This is a genomic window from Tardiphaga sp. 619_E2_N8_4 (assembly GCF_051810905.1).
GTDB classification, from domain to species: domain Bacteria; phylum Pseudomonadota; class Alphaproteobacteria; order Rhizobiales; family Xanthobacteraceae; genus Tardiphaga; species Tardiphaga robiniae.
Genome location: NZ_JBPWQJ010000001.1, coordinates 183,624 through 199,631, shown reverse-complemented (window position 1 = coordinate 199,631; position 16,008 = coordinate 183,624). Strand labels below are relative to the sequence as shown.

Here is a 16,008-nt window from a genome sequence, read left to right as displayed (position 1 = left end):
CCAGCAATGCATCCTCTGAAATCCCCATCAACGCCATTGGGATTTCCATGCGAATGCATTAATCTCCCGTCCAATCCGGACCGGGCCTGCGCTCTTGGGCCGGCTGAATTTTCAATCCGAATTTGATCCGGGGAAACGACATGGCGGCAATTGACGGCGCGACGCGCCCGGCATCTGGTTTTGGCTGGCGTACGCCGCTGGTGATCATCATCTGCGGATCGCTGATCGGCATGCTCACCTTCGGGCCGCGCTCCAGCGTCGGCTTCTTCATGCAGCCCTTCAGCCAGGAGTTCGGCTGGGGCCGTGACGTTTTCGCGCTCGCCTTCGCCGTGCAAAACCTGCTCTGGGGCATCGGCCAGCCTTTCGCCGGCGCCGTTGCCGACAAGTTCGGCAGCGTACGCGTGATCTGCGTCGGCGCCTTCCTCTATGCGGCTGGCTTGCTGATGATGCGCTATTCCTCGACACCGCTCGAGCTGAATATCAGCGCTGGACTGCTGATCGGTTTTGGCCTGTCGGGTTGCTCGTTCAATCTGGTGCTGTCCGCCTTCGGCAAACTGGTGCCGCCGGAATGGCGAGGCATCGCGCTCGGCGCCGGCACCGCCGCAGGCTCGTTCGGCCAGTTCATCTTTGCGCCCTTCACCGTGGCGATGATCGACAACACCGGCTGGCAGGCGACGCTCACCGTGTTCGCGGTGCTGATGTTGCTGGTGATCCCGTTGTCGCTTGCCTTGGCGACTCCGACCGCGAGTGCCGCGTCCGCCGACGCGCCGGTGGCGCAGAAGCAGTCGTTCAAGAGCGCACTCACGGAAGCCTTCGGCCATCGCTCCTATGTGCTGCTGGTGCTCGGCTTCTTCACGTGCGGCTTCCAGCTCGCTTTCATCACCATGCATCTGCCGGCCTATCTGGTCGATCGCGGCTTGCCGGCGGCTGTGGGCGGCTGGGTGATCGCCATCATCGGCCTGTTCAACATCATCGGCTCGCTGACGGTCGGCTATGTGCAGGGCAAGCTGCCGAAGCGCTATATCCTGTCCTTCATCTATTTCACCCGCGCGCTGGCGACGGTAGCCTTCATCATGCTGCCGCTGACCACCACCTCGGCGCTCGTGTTCGGCGCCATTAGCGGGCTTGCCTGGCTCTCCACCGTACCGCCAACATCAAGTCTGGTGTCGCTGATGTTCGGCACGCGCTGGCTGGCCACGCTGTACGGCTTTGCCTTCTTCAGCCATCAGGTCGGCGGCTTCCTTGGCGCCTGGCTGGGCGGTGTCGTGTTCGACAAGTTCGGCTCCTACACGCCGGTTTGGTGGCTGTCGGTGCTGTTCGGCGTGTTGTCGGCGCTGATCAATCTGCCGATCGTGGAAGAGCCGGTGAAGCGTCCGATTGCACAGCCGGCATGAGCCTGTTGTTGACTCGCTGATCTCCCGCGATAAAAATTGATCTTGGCCGTCCCAATCGGGGCGGCCTTCGTTCTCAGGGCGGGGTGAAAATCCCCACCGGCGGTAATCGGGCGCAAGCTCGGGAGCCCGCGAGCGCCTGACGGGTCATACCGTCAGGGTCAGCAGATCCGGTGCGATGCCGGAGCCGACGGTCATAGTCCGGATGAAAGAGAACGGGTATGCGCAGGGACTCCGCTTCGGTGGATGCTCGGCGTGTGACCGTACGTCCTGATTCTGGTCTCAAACCGCGAGAGCATCCATGAATCAGCCTGTGATGAACTTCAAAACTTCCACTTCCGTAAATCTTGCACCATCGACCGGGCGGATCGCCTTCATCCAGTCGTGCTGGCACAAGGATATCGTCGATCAATGCCGTGTCGGTTTTGTCGCCGAACTTGCACGGCATGGTGTGCCTGACAGTCAAATCGATGTCTTCGAGGTGCCCGGCGCCTTCGAAATTCCGTTGCAGGCCAAATTGCTGGCGCGCACCGGGCGCTATGTCGCGATCGTCGCCACCGGGCTCATCGTGGACGGTGGCATCTATCGCCATGAATTCGTCTCTGAGGCGGTGATCAACGGGTTGATGCGGGTGCAGCTCGACAGCGAGGTGCCTGTGATCTCGGCCGTGCTGACGCCGCAGCATTTCCACGAGCACGCCGAGCACCTGCGCTTCTTCCGCGAGCATTTCGTCGTGAAGGGCACCGAGGCGGCGACGGCCTGTGCAGCGACCATCGCCAATATCGCGGCGACCCGGCAACTGGCCGCCTGATCGCCGCAACACCGCGTTATGCCGTACGGCCGGGCAGGGCTGCAAGGCTCCTGACCGGCTGGTGCGGGTGGCGTTTCCCGCCACGGCACGGCATAATTCGGCAGCAGAAATCATAAGCAAAATTCGGGAGACGCGTGTTGGGAACGTTCAAGGCTGTCCGCATCGACAAGGCTGACAAAGGCACCACGGTTGCGCTGACGCAGTTCGACGAATCCGAATTGATGGACGGCGACGTCACCGTGCGGGTCGAATGGTCCACCGTGAATTACAAGGACGGCCTCGCCGTCACCGGCAAGGCGCCGGTGGTACGCCGCTTTCCGATGATCGCCGGCATCGATTTCGCAGGCACGGTGGAATCCTCGGAGAATCCGAACTGGAAGCCCGGCGACAAGGTGATCGGCAATGGCTGGGGCATGGGCGAGACCCATCTCGGCGCCTATGCCGAAAAGACCCGCGTGAAAGGCGACTGGCTGGTGCGGCTGCCGGACGGCATGACCACTCGCGACGCCATGGCGGTCGGCACGGCCGGTTACACCGCAATGCTCAGCGTGCTGGCGCTGGAGAATCACGGGCTGAAGCCGGCCGATGGGCCGATCGTCGTGACGGGGGCCGCTGGCGGCGTCGGCTCGGTGGCGATCGCCGTGCTGTCGAAGCTCGGCTACCAGGTCATTGCCTCGACCGGCCGGACCTCGGAGGAGGGTTATCTCAAGGGCCTCGGCGCCAGCGAGATCATCGACCGCAACGAGCTCTCAGGCCCGGCCAAACCGCTGGCCAAGGAGCGCTGGGCGGGCGGCATCGACAGCGTCGGTTCGACCACCCTGGCGAATCTCCTGTCGATGACCAAGTATCGCGGCGCTATCGCCGCCTGCGGTCTCGCAGCCGGCATGGACCTGCCATCTTCGGTTGCACCCTTCATTTTACGCGGCGTGTGTCTTCTCGGCATCGATTCTGTCATGTGCCCGATCGAGCTGCGGCAGCAGGCTTGGGCACGGCTGGCAACGGATCTGGATCACACAAAACTCGCTGAAATTACTCAGGAAATTCCGCTGGACCAGGTGATCGAGGCCGGCGCCAAGGTGCTGGCCGGGCAGGTGCGCGGGCGAATCGTGGTAAAGATCGGCTAACGACGTTCAGACTTTACCAACCAACCTGCTCCATTGTTGCCACGGTTGGTATGGTAAGCAGCGGGTAAAGACATCAGGCGGTCATCCGCGCTCGGTTGTTCGGAGTATCCTATGGTTGCGCGTTATGTGTTGGGAGCGGTGCTTGCCGCCACGGTGGCGACCCCCGCGCTGGCTGGGTCGATGACGGCCGAAGAGGCCCGCAAGTTTGTTGCCGGCAAGGTCTTTGCCTTTACCTGTTTCGACGGCACCCGCGGCGCAGGCCGCGTGTTCGACGATGGCGGTGCGGCGGGCGCTGTGCAGTTCTCGGGCTCCGGTCCGGCGCGCAATATGCGCCTTCCGGGCAACACGCTGCAGGTCCGCGGCGAGGCCATTTGCGCCTCGATCAAGGGCATCCCGTTCGAGCCGTGTTTCAATCTCAACAAGAATGACGAGCGCTCGTTCCGTGGCTCGGTCTCCGGCATGGGCTTCGCTTATTGCGATTTCCGCCACCAGGGCGGCCGCGGCCAGATGCTGATGGCCCGCTCGCTGTCGGCCCCGCGCTCGCTGCGCGCGCCGTCCACCACCCGTTCGGCCGATGCTTCCGCTGGCGCCGACAACACCGTGACCCGCGTCTCGACCCCGCGCGTCGAGAGCAGCAAGATCGACGCCGTCGGATCGATCAAGTCCGAGCCGGCGAAGGAAATTGCGAAGACGCCGGAGCCGGAAAAGACCGAAGCGCTCGAGCTGCGCAAATCCACCAACTAAGCAAGCTAGGCATGGCGACCCCAGGGTCCTTTGAGCGGGCCCTGTAGCGGCTCCTGCGCGCTGGCTGCAGGCGATTTGCCGTCGCTCCATGGGCCGGAGCGCGGTGGCAGCGGCGACGTGTCGTCGGCCTCTCCGGGCGCATCCGTATCGGACGGCAGTGCCATCCGGCCGGGATCGTGACCGCCGGCGAATTTCACCAGTGCAGCCACCCGCGAATCCACTGACGGATGCGTCGCGAACAGGTCGGCAAAACCCTCGCGGGGATTGTCGATACACATCTCCATCACGGCCGATGTCGCGCCGGGTAGCTCGCCGCGGTTCTCGATCTTGCGCAGCGCCGAGATCATGGCATCGGGATTCTTGGTCAGCTCCACCGAACCCGCATCGGCCAGCAGTTCGCGCGAGCGCGACAGCGCGAAGCGCACCACCAGCGACAGCGCCCAGGCCAGCGCGATCAGTGCCACGGCGATGATGATCACGATGACAGCGCCGCCGCCGGAGCCTTTGTTGTTGTCGCTCGAGGACGACGACGAGCGCGAAGAGCTGCCGCCGAAGCGGAAGCCGGAATTGATGAATATCCGGAAGAACAGTTCAGCCGCAAAGCCGACCACGCCGGCGATGATGACGGCGACCACCATCAGTTGCACGTCGCCGTTGCGGATATGCGTCAGCTCGTGGCCGAGCACTGCTTCCATCTCGTCATCGTTGAGCGCGCGCAGGAGGCCCGTCGTGACCGTGACAGAATACTGCCTGGGGTTCAGGCCGGTGGCGAAGGCGTTCAGCGCATCAGAGTCCATCACCTTCAGCTTCGGCATCGGAATGCCGCGCGAGATGCAGAGGTTTTCAAGGAGGTTATAGAGTCGCGGCTGCTCCTGCCGCGTCACGCTTTCGCTGCCGGTGATGCTGTCGATCATCTTTTGATGACCGAAATAGGCGATGACGATCCATAGCACCGCGCCGATGGTGGCGAAGGGAAGCGCCTTGATCAGGTCGCGTGTTGCAGCATTGATGTAATAGGCGACCGAGCCGTTGCTGTTAACGGCCACCTCGCCGATCAGGGCGCCGGCGAACACCATGACGTAGATCAGCAGGAACAGCCCTGCGAGCAGCAGCATCGAACGCGTCTTGTTCGAGGCGATATGCGTATAGAGACCATAGGCGGCCATGATGCAGTCCTAGGATTCACTATCAGCCGTCATTGCGAGGAGCTCTTGCGACGAAGCAATCCAGTCTTCGCTTGTAGCTTTCTGGATTGCTTCGCTGCGCTCGCAATGACGTGGAGGGGCATGTGTTCTGGGTCTGAGGATCAGAACTTGACCTGCGGCACGGCTTCGACCTCCTTGCGGGTCTCGCCGAGGTCGAAGAACTCCTTCGAATGGAAGCCGAAGGTGCCGGCGAACAGAGCCGCGGGCATCTGCTGGATGCCGGTGTTGTATTCGGACACGGCATTGTTGAAGAAGCGGCGAGACGCCGCGATCTTGTTCTCGATGTCCGAGAGCTCGCTCTGCAACTGCTGGAAATTCGCATTGGCCTTGAGGTCCGGATAGGCCTCGGACAATGCGATCAGCCGGCCGAGCGCGCCGGAGAGCTGGTTTTCCGCGGCGCCGACCTGCGCCGGGCCTTGTGCATTCATCGCCGAATTACGCGCCTTGACGACGTCGTCCAGCGTGCCGCGCTCATGCGCCGCATAGCCCTTTACGGTCTCGATCAGGTTCGGGATCAGGTCGTGGCGCTGCTTGAGCTGCACGTCGATATCGGCAAAGGACTGGTTGACCCGCTGGCTCAGCGCCACCAGCCGGTTATAGGCAGCAAATGCCAGGACAATCAGGACAACGATGACGCCAAGAACGATCCAGCCGGTCGACATGTAAGAACCCCCAAAAGAAACCATCAAACCCAAAGCCTAGCCGATCATGCGGCCGCAGAGCAGGGGCCGCAGGCATGTCGCGGCACAGATTGGTCGCCGCGAGGGTGGAATACGTTCAAGGGCGGAGAGGCCTGGCCAATGGCCGGCCTTGTCCCCACGCCTTCCTGCTGGTGACGAGAAGAAAGTCAGTGCTGCAATCCTAGGGATATTATCCCCGGCATGCTTCGTTGCAGTTGTGCATCAGTCTGCGAGAGTCTTGTATGTGACGCCTGCGGGTTAGCGACGGTGCGTCATTCGTCATCCAACCGTCATGCGCAAAACCTAATGAAACCCTAACCTTTGGGCTGGGGACTTGAGTGATGTTGGAATGGCGTAACGGCGCGAGCCGGCTTGCGATGGGCGTGGTTGTGGCGGCGCTGTTCGCGCCGATGACGGCGGAGGCGCAGACATTCACGGTGCCAGCCGGCACCACGGATACCACAACGAAGACACTTAGCGGCACGCAGACCGGAACGGTCGATGCCTCCGGCACGCTGCGATCCACCAGCGGCACGGCGACCATCGGGTGGAACGGCGCATCGACCGGCGTCGTGGTTACCAATTCCGGCGTGATCGAAAACACCGGCACGGGGCGCGTCATCGACGCCACCGGCGCAACGGCGGGCCGCACTTTCACGTTCCTCAACAATATCGGCGCCATCGTGCGTTCGACACAGAACGATGTGTTCCGTTTCAATCTTGCGATGTCGTCAGGCACCATCGTGATCGACAATGCCGGGCTGATCCAGGCCGGCGGTACCGGCTATGTGGCGCTCGGGCAGGCGCTCGATTTCCGCGGCATGACTGGCGCGGCATCGATGACCATCATCAACCGTGCGACCGGCGTGATCGAAGCTATGACCGACGATGCGGTCCGGCCCGGCGCCAACGCTGTGATCAACAATTTCGGCATCATCCGCAGCTTCGGCGCGAATACCTCCGGCGGTGCAAATGGCACATCGGATGGCATCGACACCGGCGGCAATCTCGGTGTTGTCGTCAACAATCAGGCCGGTGGTCTGATTTCCGGCGCGCGCCACGGCATCACTGCGGACAATAACGTCACGGTCAACAACGCGGCCGGTGGCACGATCCTCGGCCGCAACGGCTCGGGCGTCGGTTCCGATGGCGACGGCACCGTCAACAATTACGGCCGCATCACAGGTGCCTATGCTGGCGTCGGGAGCATCTTCAACTCGGACGGTGTGGCGCAGATCAACGGCGATGGTGACGGCGTCGATATCGACAATGAGGGTAAGATCCTTAACTACGGCATCATCGAAGGCATCGGCGCCGGCGGTTTCGATAGTGGCGGCCGCGCCAATGCCAGCGAAGGCATTTCCATCGGCGGCGGTACGATCACCAATTTTGGCATGATTAGCGGTACAAATACCGGCATCGTGGTCAACAAGGATACCAACGTCGATCGCAGCGGCGTGGCGGCGACGACGATCATCAATAATCTCGGCGGCACGATCGTAGGTCTCAACGGCTACGCCATTCGGCTCGAAAACAAGACCGGCACCGCGATCGACAACGACACCATCGTCAACTACGGTACCATCATCGGCAACGGTGCGATCCCCGATCCGAACGCAATCGTGTTGATGAATACGGGCGTGGCAGATCCCAATTCCGTCGGCACTCTCAACGGCGTCACCTATACCGGCACGGGCTCGGCCCGCTTCATCCGCGGTGATGGCTCCGCCATCCAGATGGGCGAAGGCGCCGACGTGCTGACCAATTACGGCACCATCATCGGCAACACCGGTCGCGCCGTGAACATGGAAGGCGGCAACGACACCGTCAACATCATGAAGGGCTCGCGCATCGTCGGTCTCGTCGATGGCGGCGTCGGCACCGACACGCTGAACTACAACAAAGCGGGCCTCACCGACGCCAAGCGCGCTGCGCTGCAAGCCGGTCAGACCGTGAATATCGGCGGTACACTCTATACGTCGTTCGAGGTGATCACCGGAACGTCGTCTTCGTTCGCGTCCTTTGCCAGCGCGGGCTCGTTGGGCGTCGCCTCGCTGTTCGACAATCTGCCGGCCACCGCCACCAGCAGTTCGGTGGTCAATCTGCTCGACAGCGTTGCCAGCTCGGCAGATGTCGGCGCGGCGCTGGCGCAGCTCACGCCCGCGGCCTATCAGGGCCTCGGCCGCATGACCATGAATGACGCGTTCCAGACGACCTCGCTGGTCGGCCAACACCTGACGCAGAACCGCCTCGGCGGCCTCGGCACCGACATGTCCGGCGTCGGTAATGCGCTGGCGATGTTCGACGGCGGCATGTTCGACAAGAATTTCGGTGCGGATCGTGCGCTGGCTGCGGTGACGGGATTCCCCGGTAGCGCAAGTTCTGCGCTGGCCGATGCCGGCTGGGGCGCTAATGCCGCCGATGCGATGGCCTATGCGCCGGTGACCAAGGCTCTGCCCGGTCTGCGTCCGGTGGCTCTCGCCGCGGAAGAGGGCCTGTTCATCACGTCGGGCGCCAGCTTCGCGCGCGAAGGCGCACGAACTGACGCGCCGGGCTTCAAGTCGAACACGGTCAACGTGCTCGCCGGCTACGACCGGCGCATCACCGACAGCCTCGTCGCCGGCGTGTTCGGCGGCTATGCGCTGACCCGCGGCGATATCGATAACGTCGGCAGCCACACCAAGATCTCGACCGGCACCATCGGCGGCTATGGCACCTATCAGGCGCCCGGCTGGTTCGCGACCGCCATGGGCCTCTATGGCTTCAGCGATTACGACACCACGCGTGTGGCGGTCGGCACGGCGAACACCGCGGCGTTCAGCGGCGATCACTATGCGATCCGCGGCACGATCGGCACCGACCTGCGCGTTAGCGGCTGGGTCGTCACGCCGGAGATCGGCCTGCAATATACGCGGGTGACGACCGATGGCTTCGCCGAACGCGGCGGTGCGGCGGCCCTCCTGGTCGGCTCGGACAGTTCGGAATCGCTGCGCTCCAGCGTCGGCGCACGCTTCGCCTATGATTACGCGGTGAATGGCGGCGTGTTGACGCCGGAATTGCGGCTGGCCTGGCTGCATGAATTCAGCGATGGCGTGCGCGGCATCAATGCGAGCTTCGCCGATACGACACTGCCGGGTTCGTTCATCACCGCGACCGGCAGCGCGCTGCGCGATCGCGGCGTGATCGGTGCCGGTCTGTCCGGCAAGCTTGCGCCGCTCACGGTACTGTCAGTGAACTATGATGCGATCGTCGGCAGCAACGACGCCGTCGCGCATCAGGTGATGGGCCGCATTCGGCATTCGTTCTGAGAGCGGGCTATCCGCAGGAAAAACGAGATTCGCAAATACCGAATGTAGGTGAGGGCGGTGCCATGCCCCTCACCCGACATCCGCGCTACGCGCGCATGTCGACCTCTCCCCGCGCAGAGCGGGGAGAGGTAAGCACCGCGCCACCTTCCTTAACCTCGCCCCGCTCTTTGCGGGGAGAGGTCGACCGGCGAAGCGCAGCGAAGCCGGTCGGGTGAGGGGCCTTGCAGTGAGCTAGCCGCAATCTCGCGACTAGCGGGTCGTTCCAGCGCAGAAGCCGCTTACGGCTTTGCCATATGCCAGGCGCCGTTCAGGAAGCCGTCGCCATTGGTGTCGCCGGCGGCCGTGTCCTTCTTGAAAGTGTAGAGCGGCTTGCCTTTATAGGCCCACATCTTCTTGCCGTCGTCGCGCACGACGATGGTCATGTCGGCGCTCGGCTTGGCATCGTCAACCGCGAACAGCGGCGGCCAGTTTTCGGCGCAGGGGCCGTTGCACATCGACTTGCCGCCGGCATCCTTGTCGAAGGTGTAGAGCGTCATGCCCTTGGCATCGACGAAGGTCTTGCCCTTGGCGGTGTCGGCGGTCTTCAGCATCTGCGCCGAGGCAGCGCTTGAGGTGAGCATGAGAGTCAGAGCCGCGAGGGCGGCGAATGATCTGGTCATTGCAGCGTTACTCCTGATGATTGGGCGACGCAGTCGCGTCAGGAGAACAAACGCTCGCAGGTTCGAATTATTCCCGACTCCCTCCACGTCATTGCGAGGTCAGGGAAAGCTTTCAGCTTCCCCTTAGCGCAGCGACGAAGCAATCCAGTAAGCACAAGCGAGGCAGGGCTGGATTGCTTCGCTGCGCTCGCAATGCCGACCGATAGGTCAGGTAACCGCATCGCCCCAGTCGAGCTTGCGGAACTTTGCATACTTCGCTCTGTCGCGGCGTGGTGCGTTTGCGGCGATAACGCCTGCATTTGTGCAGAGTTTTGCCGTGATTTCGATCTTTGTCGTTACCGGTTGCGCAAGCACGCGCGACGGCCGCTGCGCGACAGGCGCACGCGACAGCGCGACGTAAATAAATTTCTCGTCCTCATAGGGAAGTTCTGCGGATTTGAGTTGTTTATGCACACGGGAGCGCTGCAGCCGCTGGCTGAAGTGGCACCAGTCCGGTTTCACCAGCGGACATGCATCGTCATGAGGGCAGGGCGCGATCACATGCGCGCCGTTCTTGATGAGCTGCGCACGCGCATCGAGGATGCGCTGATAGCCCGACGGTGTGCCGGGCTCGACGATCAGCAATGTATCATTGGTCTTCGCCCACATCGCCGCGACGAGTTTTGTTCGTGCGAGATCGTTGAGCTCATTGATGACATAGCTCGCGATGACGAGATCGGCGGATGGGGCATTGGCGATTGTCGCGGCAGCGTCGCCGAGCGTGTAGTTCATCGCGGGGATGCGGTGGCTGTCCTGCGCCAGACCGAGCGCAAGCGTGCGCAGAGCGGGATTGGCATCGAGCAGCGTGAACGCATTGAGCGACGCGAAGGCTTCGGCGCAGGCCCATGTCGCCGTTCCCGGCCCGGCGCCGCAATCGAGTAGCGTGGTCGGTGCGAAGTCCGGTCGTGTCTCCTGCAGCGCATTGAGGCTGGCGACGACCGCCGCATAGGTCGCCGGCATGCGGGCGAGCGCATAGGCCAACGCGTCGCTCTCGCTACGGATGGTCGTCGAGCCGCCGCCAGAGCGATAGGTCTGCGAGATCGCATAGGAGCGCGCAGCCGCGTCGTTGCGCGAGAAGCCGTGCAGGCGGGCGTTGAGGGCCGCGGTGAGTTCGGCGGGGAGATCGGTCGACATCGGTGATCCGTCATTCCGTCGCGGCGCGCCGCGACCTTCGTATTGAACCCGAGGCCGCGGCTGCGACACCAACAGGCCTTCTCACCAGATGGCGTCGGTGACGCCAAGACAGGAATATCGACGATGGCTCATCCGGTCAATTTCACCGCACTTGCGGCGCTTAGGCCCGGCGACGCGCGCGAAGATCTCAGCCGCGCGCTTGGTGCGCGCTGGTGCGAACCTGCGCCGCATCAGCAGGGCCGAGTCACCGCCTTGTCGAAGCAGCACGGCTTTGAAGCGCAGATCGATACGGCGGGACGGGTCGGCGCTATTCGTTATCGCGACCCGTTCCCCGCCGCGCCAGGTGTTCTCGGTTTGCGGATCGGTATGCCGGTCGCGGACGCTCTGGCGGCGCTGCCGCAGCTCGCGCTGTCGCACCGCGCGCCGGTCTACGATTCCATGTATTTTGTCGCCGACGTCTCGCATGAGACGAAGCTTGCGCTGGAGTTTCGCTGGCAGGAGCTTTACGCGATCTCGTTGCGCAATCCGGCGGCCGTCTATCCGGACAAGCAGCCGATGGCGTATCCGGTGGCTGCCGGTGCGCCCGGCGCGCCCTTCGGCGATCCGAACTTCAAACTCGCCGTGATGTCGTCATTGCTGGAGAGCGGCGCGCTCGATCTGGCCGAGCCCGGGGATCTCGCCGCGTTCGTGCTGAAACGCGCGGTCGATCTCGAGGAGGACGGTTACGATCTGATCAGCGAGGCCTACGATTATCTGGTGCGCTATCCCCTGACCAATGCGGACCTGGCGAAGGTCGAGACCATCACCTTCGATGGCGGCAACGAGATCTATCCCTATTGTTATTATTTCTGGGACGGCGAGAGCGAGGAGTTCGACATTTCGAGCACGGCCGGGATCGGCCTGTGCCAGAATCTGCGGCAGCTCACCTGCATCGCGATGATCGAGCGGCTGGATGCGGCGGATCTCGTCGGTCTCGGCAAGCTCGAAGCGCTCGATCTGCCGTCGGTGTGCGACAATCCCGGGCGTCTGCTCGAACTCCCTGCACTGAAGACGCTGACATTCCCGGAAACTGCCATCAGCGATCCGGCTTTGATCGCGGCGTTAAAGGCGCGTGGCGTCGCGGTGCGCATCGACGCTTAGGAGAGGCTGTTTGTCTTGCCCTCCCCACCTGGCGAAGCTTGGCTTCGCGCGGGGGGAGGGCAGGGAGGAGTTACGCCACTTCCTGATCGAGGATCTTCACTGCGTTTTCGAGATCCACCGAGACCAGCTGCGACACGCCGCGCTCAGCCATGGTCACGCCGTACAGGCGGTGCATGCGCGCCATGGTGATCGGGTTGTGCGTGATGGTGATAAAGCGCGTTTCGGTCGAGGCGCACATTTCATGCAGCAGGCTGCAGAAGCGCTCCACGTTGTGGTCGTCGAGCGGCGCGTCGACTTCGTCCAGCACGCAGATCGGCGACGGGTTGGTCAGGAACACCGCGAAGATCAGCGCCAGCGCGGTCAGCGCCTGCTCACCACCTGACAGCAGCGACAGGGTCTGCGGCTTCTTGCCGGGCGGCTTGGCGACGATTTCGAGACCGGCTTCCAAGGGATCGTCGCTCTCGATCAGCTTCAGCTCGGCTTCGCCGCCGCCGAACAGTTCGACGAACATGCGCTTGAAGTGGCCGTTGACGATGTCGAACGAGGTCATCAGCCGTTCGCGGGCTTCCTTGTTCAGGCTCTGGATGCCGGTGCGCAGCTTCTTGATGGCTTCGACGAGGTCGTCGCGCTCGGTGGCGAGGCCGTTATGCGTGCCTTCGACTTCGTTGAGCTCTTCTTCGGCGCGCAGGTTGACTGCGCCGAGACGCTCGCGATCGCGGCGCAGCTTTTCGAGGTCGGCTTCGATGTCGGCCAGATCAGGCAGCGCGTCGTCCTCACGGACTTCGGCGAGGGCCGCGACGCCTTCCGGTTCGACTTCGAGCATGTCGCGGATTTCGCGCTCGATGTCCTCGAGGCGGCGCTTGCCGCTTTCCATCCGCTCTTCGGTGCGGGCGCAGGCTTCGCGCGCGGCCGACAAAGCTTCCAGCGAGCCGCGGGCATCGCGGTCGGTCTCGCGCATGGCGTTTTCGGCCGAGGCGAGGGCATTGGCGGCGAGCTGGCGGGCCTGTTCGGCGCTCTCGACTTCCGAGATCAGCGCGCGGCGCTTCTGCAGATAGAGCGCCGGGGCGTCTTCGAGTTCGGTGCGTTCGCGGGTCACTTCGGCGACGCGCGCAGCAACCGTTTCGATCTGCGACGCGGCGGAGGTCTTGCGGTTAGCCCAGTCGGTACGCTCGGCGATGATCGCCTGCAGGCGGCGGTCGGCCAGCTCAGCCTCGCGGGCCAGCGCCTGCGCTTCGGCGCGCACTTGAGCTGCGCCGCGGCGGTGGCCTTCGATCTCGCCGCGCACGGTCGCGAGCTGCGCCTCGGCGTCGGAGCTTTCCGGCAGATATTCCAGCGCGGCATGCGCGCTCTCATGCGCCGCTTCCGCTTCCATGCGATCGTTGGAGAGGCGCGACTGCGCTTCGGTCAGCGTCGCGCGGCGGGCCGCATGGCGGTTGATCTCGCGCTCGGCATTGGCATGGCGCTCGCGGGCCTGGTCGACGTCGCGGCGGGCATTGCGCAGGGCATCGCGCGATGCGCCTTCGGCCGAGGCCGCAGCCTTCAGCGCCTGCTCGGCGCTTTCCAAAGCTTCGCGCTTGGCAATGGCGTCGATCTTGGCGTTTTCCAGATCGGCTTCGATATCGGTCAGGCGGGCGCGCTCGGCGAGGCGACGGGCGGCGCCGGTCGGCGCATGCGCACCGGCGACGAAACCGTCCCAGCGCCAGACGTCGCCTTCCAGCGACACCAGCCGCTGGCCGGTCTGCAGCTGCGACACCAGAGCTGCGCCCTGATCCTTGGAGACGACGCCGATCTGCTTGAGGCGACGCGCGAGTTCGGCCGGCGCGTTCACATGCGAGGCGAGGGACTCGACGCCGGCCGGCAGGACGGGATCGTTGGCGTGATCGCCGGCATTGGTCCAGCGCATCGGTGCGGACGGATCGACCGGCGCGTCGAGATCGTCGCCGAGCACGGCGCCGAGCGCCTTTTCATAGCCCTTGGTGACGCTGACGCCGTCGATGATCGGCGGCCACAGGTTCTTGGTTTCGCCGTTGAGGATCTTCGAAATCGTGCGGGCTTCGGTCTCGAGCCGCTGCACCTTGCGGTCGGCGTCGTTGAGCGGCGCGCGTGAGGCTTCCAGCGTCTGCCGGGCCGCGATATGCGCGGCCTCGTTGTCGGCCACGCTGCCTTCGGCCTGCAGCAGGATTTCCTGCGAGGTCTCCATCAGGGCTGCAAGCTCATCGAGATCGCCGAAGCCCGATGTCTGCGCCGTCAGTGCCTCGATCTCGGCCTCGACGCTGGCGATTTCCTGGCCCAGACGCGCGAGGCGATCGGCCTGGCTGCGCACGTTGGACTGCAGCTGGTTGCGCTTGGCGGTCATGTCCGCATGCGCGGTGGTGAGTTCGGTGAAGGTGCGCTCGGCCGCGGCCAGCACGGCTTCGGCCTCGGAGACGCGGTCATCGACGCCGCCACGCAGCTCGACGCGCTGCATGATCTCTTCCTTGAGCATCGCGTCTTCTTCGTCGAGACGGAGCAGCGCAAACTCAGCGTCTTCCGACTGCTTCATCTCGCGCGCGACGTCGCTCTCGAACTGGGTCAGGCGGCGGTCGAGCTCGGCGGCGCGCTCCTTGGCGCGCTCTTCCTCGCGGTCGAGCATGTCGCGGGCATTGGTCAGGCGCTGCAGGCCGGCAGCGGCGGCGGCTTCGGCCTCGCGCAGCGCGGGCAATTCACTGGCGCGGATCGCCTGGATACGCGCGGCTTCGCCCTGTTCGCGGGTGCGTTCGGCGAGATCGCGCACATACTGGTCGTGCAGCGTCGCGGCTTCGGCATTGTCCTGATGCGCCTGCAGCCAGCGCAGGTGAAACAGCATGGCCTCAGCCTTGCGCACCTTGCCCGCGACTTCGCGGTAACGGATCGCCTGGCGGGCCTGCTTCTTCAGGCCTTCCATCTGGCCGGAGAGCTGGCCGATCACGTCCTCGACGCGGGTCAGGTTGGTTTCGGCGGCCTTCAGGCGCAGCTCGGCTTCGTGGCGGCGCGCATGCAGGCCGGCGACGCCGGCGGCGTCTTCCAGCACGCGGCGGCGCTGCTCGGGCTTCGCCTGGATGATTTCGCCGATCTTGCCCTGGTGGACGAGGGCGGGCGAACGCGCGCCGGTGGCGGCGTCGGCAAACAGGATCTGCACGTCGCGGGCGCGCACGTCGCGGCCGTTGATGCGGTATTGCGACCCGGCTTCGCGCTCGATGCGGCGGGAGATTTCGAGAATTTCGGCGTCATTGACCATGGCTGGCGCGGTGCGATCGGTATTGTCGATCGTCATCACCACTTCAGCGTGGTTGCGCGAGGCGCGGTTGCCGGAGCCGGCGAAGATCACCGCGTCCATGTCGGCGGCGCGCAGCGACTTGTGCGAGGTCTCGCCCATCGCCCAGCGCAGCGCTTCCACCAGATTGGACTTGCCGCAGCCGTTCGGGCCGACGACGCCGGTCAGACCGGGCTCGATCATGAAGTCGGTCGGTTCGACGAACGACTTGAATCCGTGCAGGCGCAGGCGCGTGAGTTTCATGGATACGGTACTCTGGTTAGCCGACAGGCCACTTTATTCAAAAAGCCCCGAGAATCGCGAATCCCCCAGCACGAACAATAGCATAAATGCAGCTGCCGCGCGGACGGAGACTCGCTGGTCGCGGCTCTCATTGGCCCGGACAATGGCGAGACGAGGGCAGCGGCGCAACCGCGGAACCCCGCTTTTCCCAAGGGTTTTGCGGGGGATAGGTGGGGTAGGCAAGGAAAAAAGAGCTTGT

11 protein-coding genes and 1 riboswitch are annotated in these 16,008 nt (G+C 64.0%); of the genes, 6 read left to right on the top strand and 5 right to left on the bottom strand.

Translation table 11 applies throughout. The features are described from left to right. The first annotated feature begins 140 nt into the window (after positions 1-140). From AB8A23_RS00960 to AB8A23_RS00945, 4 genes are all read left to right on the top strand, one after another. Positions 141-1,394: an MFS transporter gene (locus AB8A23_RS00960; protein ID WP_089262451.1), complete on the top strand. Its 1,254-nt coding sequence runs from the start codon at positions 141-143 to the stop codon at positions 1,392-1,394. 65 nt (positions 1,395-1,459) lie between these two features. Then, positions 1,460-1,612, top strand: a riboswitch (FMN riboswitch). An 80-nt stretch (positions 1,613-1,692) separates the two neighbouring features. Continuing rightward, on the top strand, positions 1,693-2,202 hold the full coding sequence (locus AB8A23_RS00955; RefSeq protein WP_439057147.1) for a 6,7-dimethyl-8-ribityllumazine synthase: 510 nt from the start codon (positions 1,693-1,695) through the stop codon (positions 2,200-2,202). Between the two features lie 137 nt (positions 2,203-2,339). Then, complete coding sequence (gene acuI, locus AB8A23_RS00950) at positions 2,340-3,326, top strand: acrylyl-CoA reductase (NADPH) (RefSeq protein WP_184513440.1); 987 nt, start codon at positions 2,340-2,342, stop codon at positions 3,324-3,326. A 111-nt stretch (positions 3,327-3,437) separates the two neighbouring features. Beyond that, positions 3,438-4,070, top strand: coding sequence for a hypothetical protein (locus tag AB8A23_RS00945; protein WP_089262445.1), 633 nt, complete (start codon positions 3,438-3,440; stop codon positions 4,068-4,070). 5 nt (positions 4,071-4,075) lie between these two features. On the opposite strand, the gene AB8A23_RS00940 is transcribed toward AB8A23_RS00945, so the two are convergent. Continuing rightward, on the bottom strand, positions 4,076-5,236 hold the full coding sequence (locus AB8A23_RS00940) for a M48 family metallopeptidase (RefSeq protein ID WP_439057148.1): 1,161 nt from the start codon (positions 5,234-5,236) through the stop codon (positions 4,076-4,078). 140 nt (positions 5,237-5,376) lie between these two features. After that, positions 5,377-5,937, bottom strand: a complete 561-nt coding sequence (locus tag AB8A23_RS00935; RefSeq protein WP_439057149.1) for a LemA family protein — start codon at positions 5,935-5,937, stop codon at positions 5,377-5,379. Between the two features lie 359 nt (positions 5,938-6,296). Here AB8A23_RS00935 and AB8A23_RS00930 point away from each other — a divergent pair, with 359 nt between their 5' ends. Then, on the top strand, positions 6,297-9,263 hold the full coding sequence (locus AB8A23_RS00930; RefSeq protein ID WP_439057150.1) for an autotransporter domain-containing protein: 2,967 nt from the start codon (positions 6,297-6,299) through the stop codon (positions 9,261-9,263). A 278-nt stretch (positions 9,264-9,541) separates the two neighbouring features. Here AB8A23_RS00930 and AB8A23_RS00925 read toward each other — a convergent pair whose 3' ends face one another. Next, positions 9,542-9,922 carry a COG4315 family predicted lipoprotein gene (locus AB8A23_RS00925; RefSeq protein WP_439057151.1) on the bottom strand — a complete coding sequence of 127 codons (381 nt, stop codon included), beginning with the start codon at positions 9,920-9,922 and terminating at the stop codon, positions 9,542-9,544. Between the two features lie 207 nt (positions 9,923-10,129). Beyond that, a complete protein-coding gene (locus AB8A23_RS00920; RefSeq protein WP_439057152.1) occupies positions 10,130-11,095 on the bottom strand; it encodes a small ribosomal subunit Rsm22 family protein in 966 nt (321 codons plus the stop codon). A 123-nt stretch (positions 11,096-11,218) separates the two neighbouring features. On the opposite strand from AB8A23_RS00920, the gene AB8A23_RS00915 reads away from it, so the two are divergent. Continuing rightward, complete coding sequence (locus tag AB8A23_RS00915) at positions 11,219-12,235, top strand: DUF6892 domain-containing protein (RefSeq protein WP_439057153.1); 1,017 nt, start codon at positions 11,219-11,221, stop codon at positions 12,233-12,235. Positions 12,236-12,305: 70 nt separating this feature from the next. Here AB8A23_RS00915 and smc read toward each other — a convergent pair whose 3' ends face one another. After that, on the bottom strand, positions 12,306-15,770 hold the full coding sequence (smc, locus tag AB8A23_RS00910; RefSeq protein ID WP_439057154.1) for a chromosome segregation protein SMC: 3,465 nt from the start codon (positions 15,768-15,770) through the stop codon (positions 12,306-12,308). Positions 15,771-16,008 lie beyond the last annotated feature (238 nt).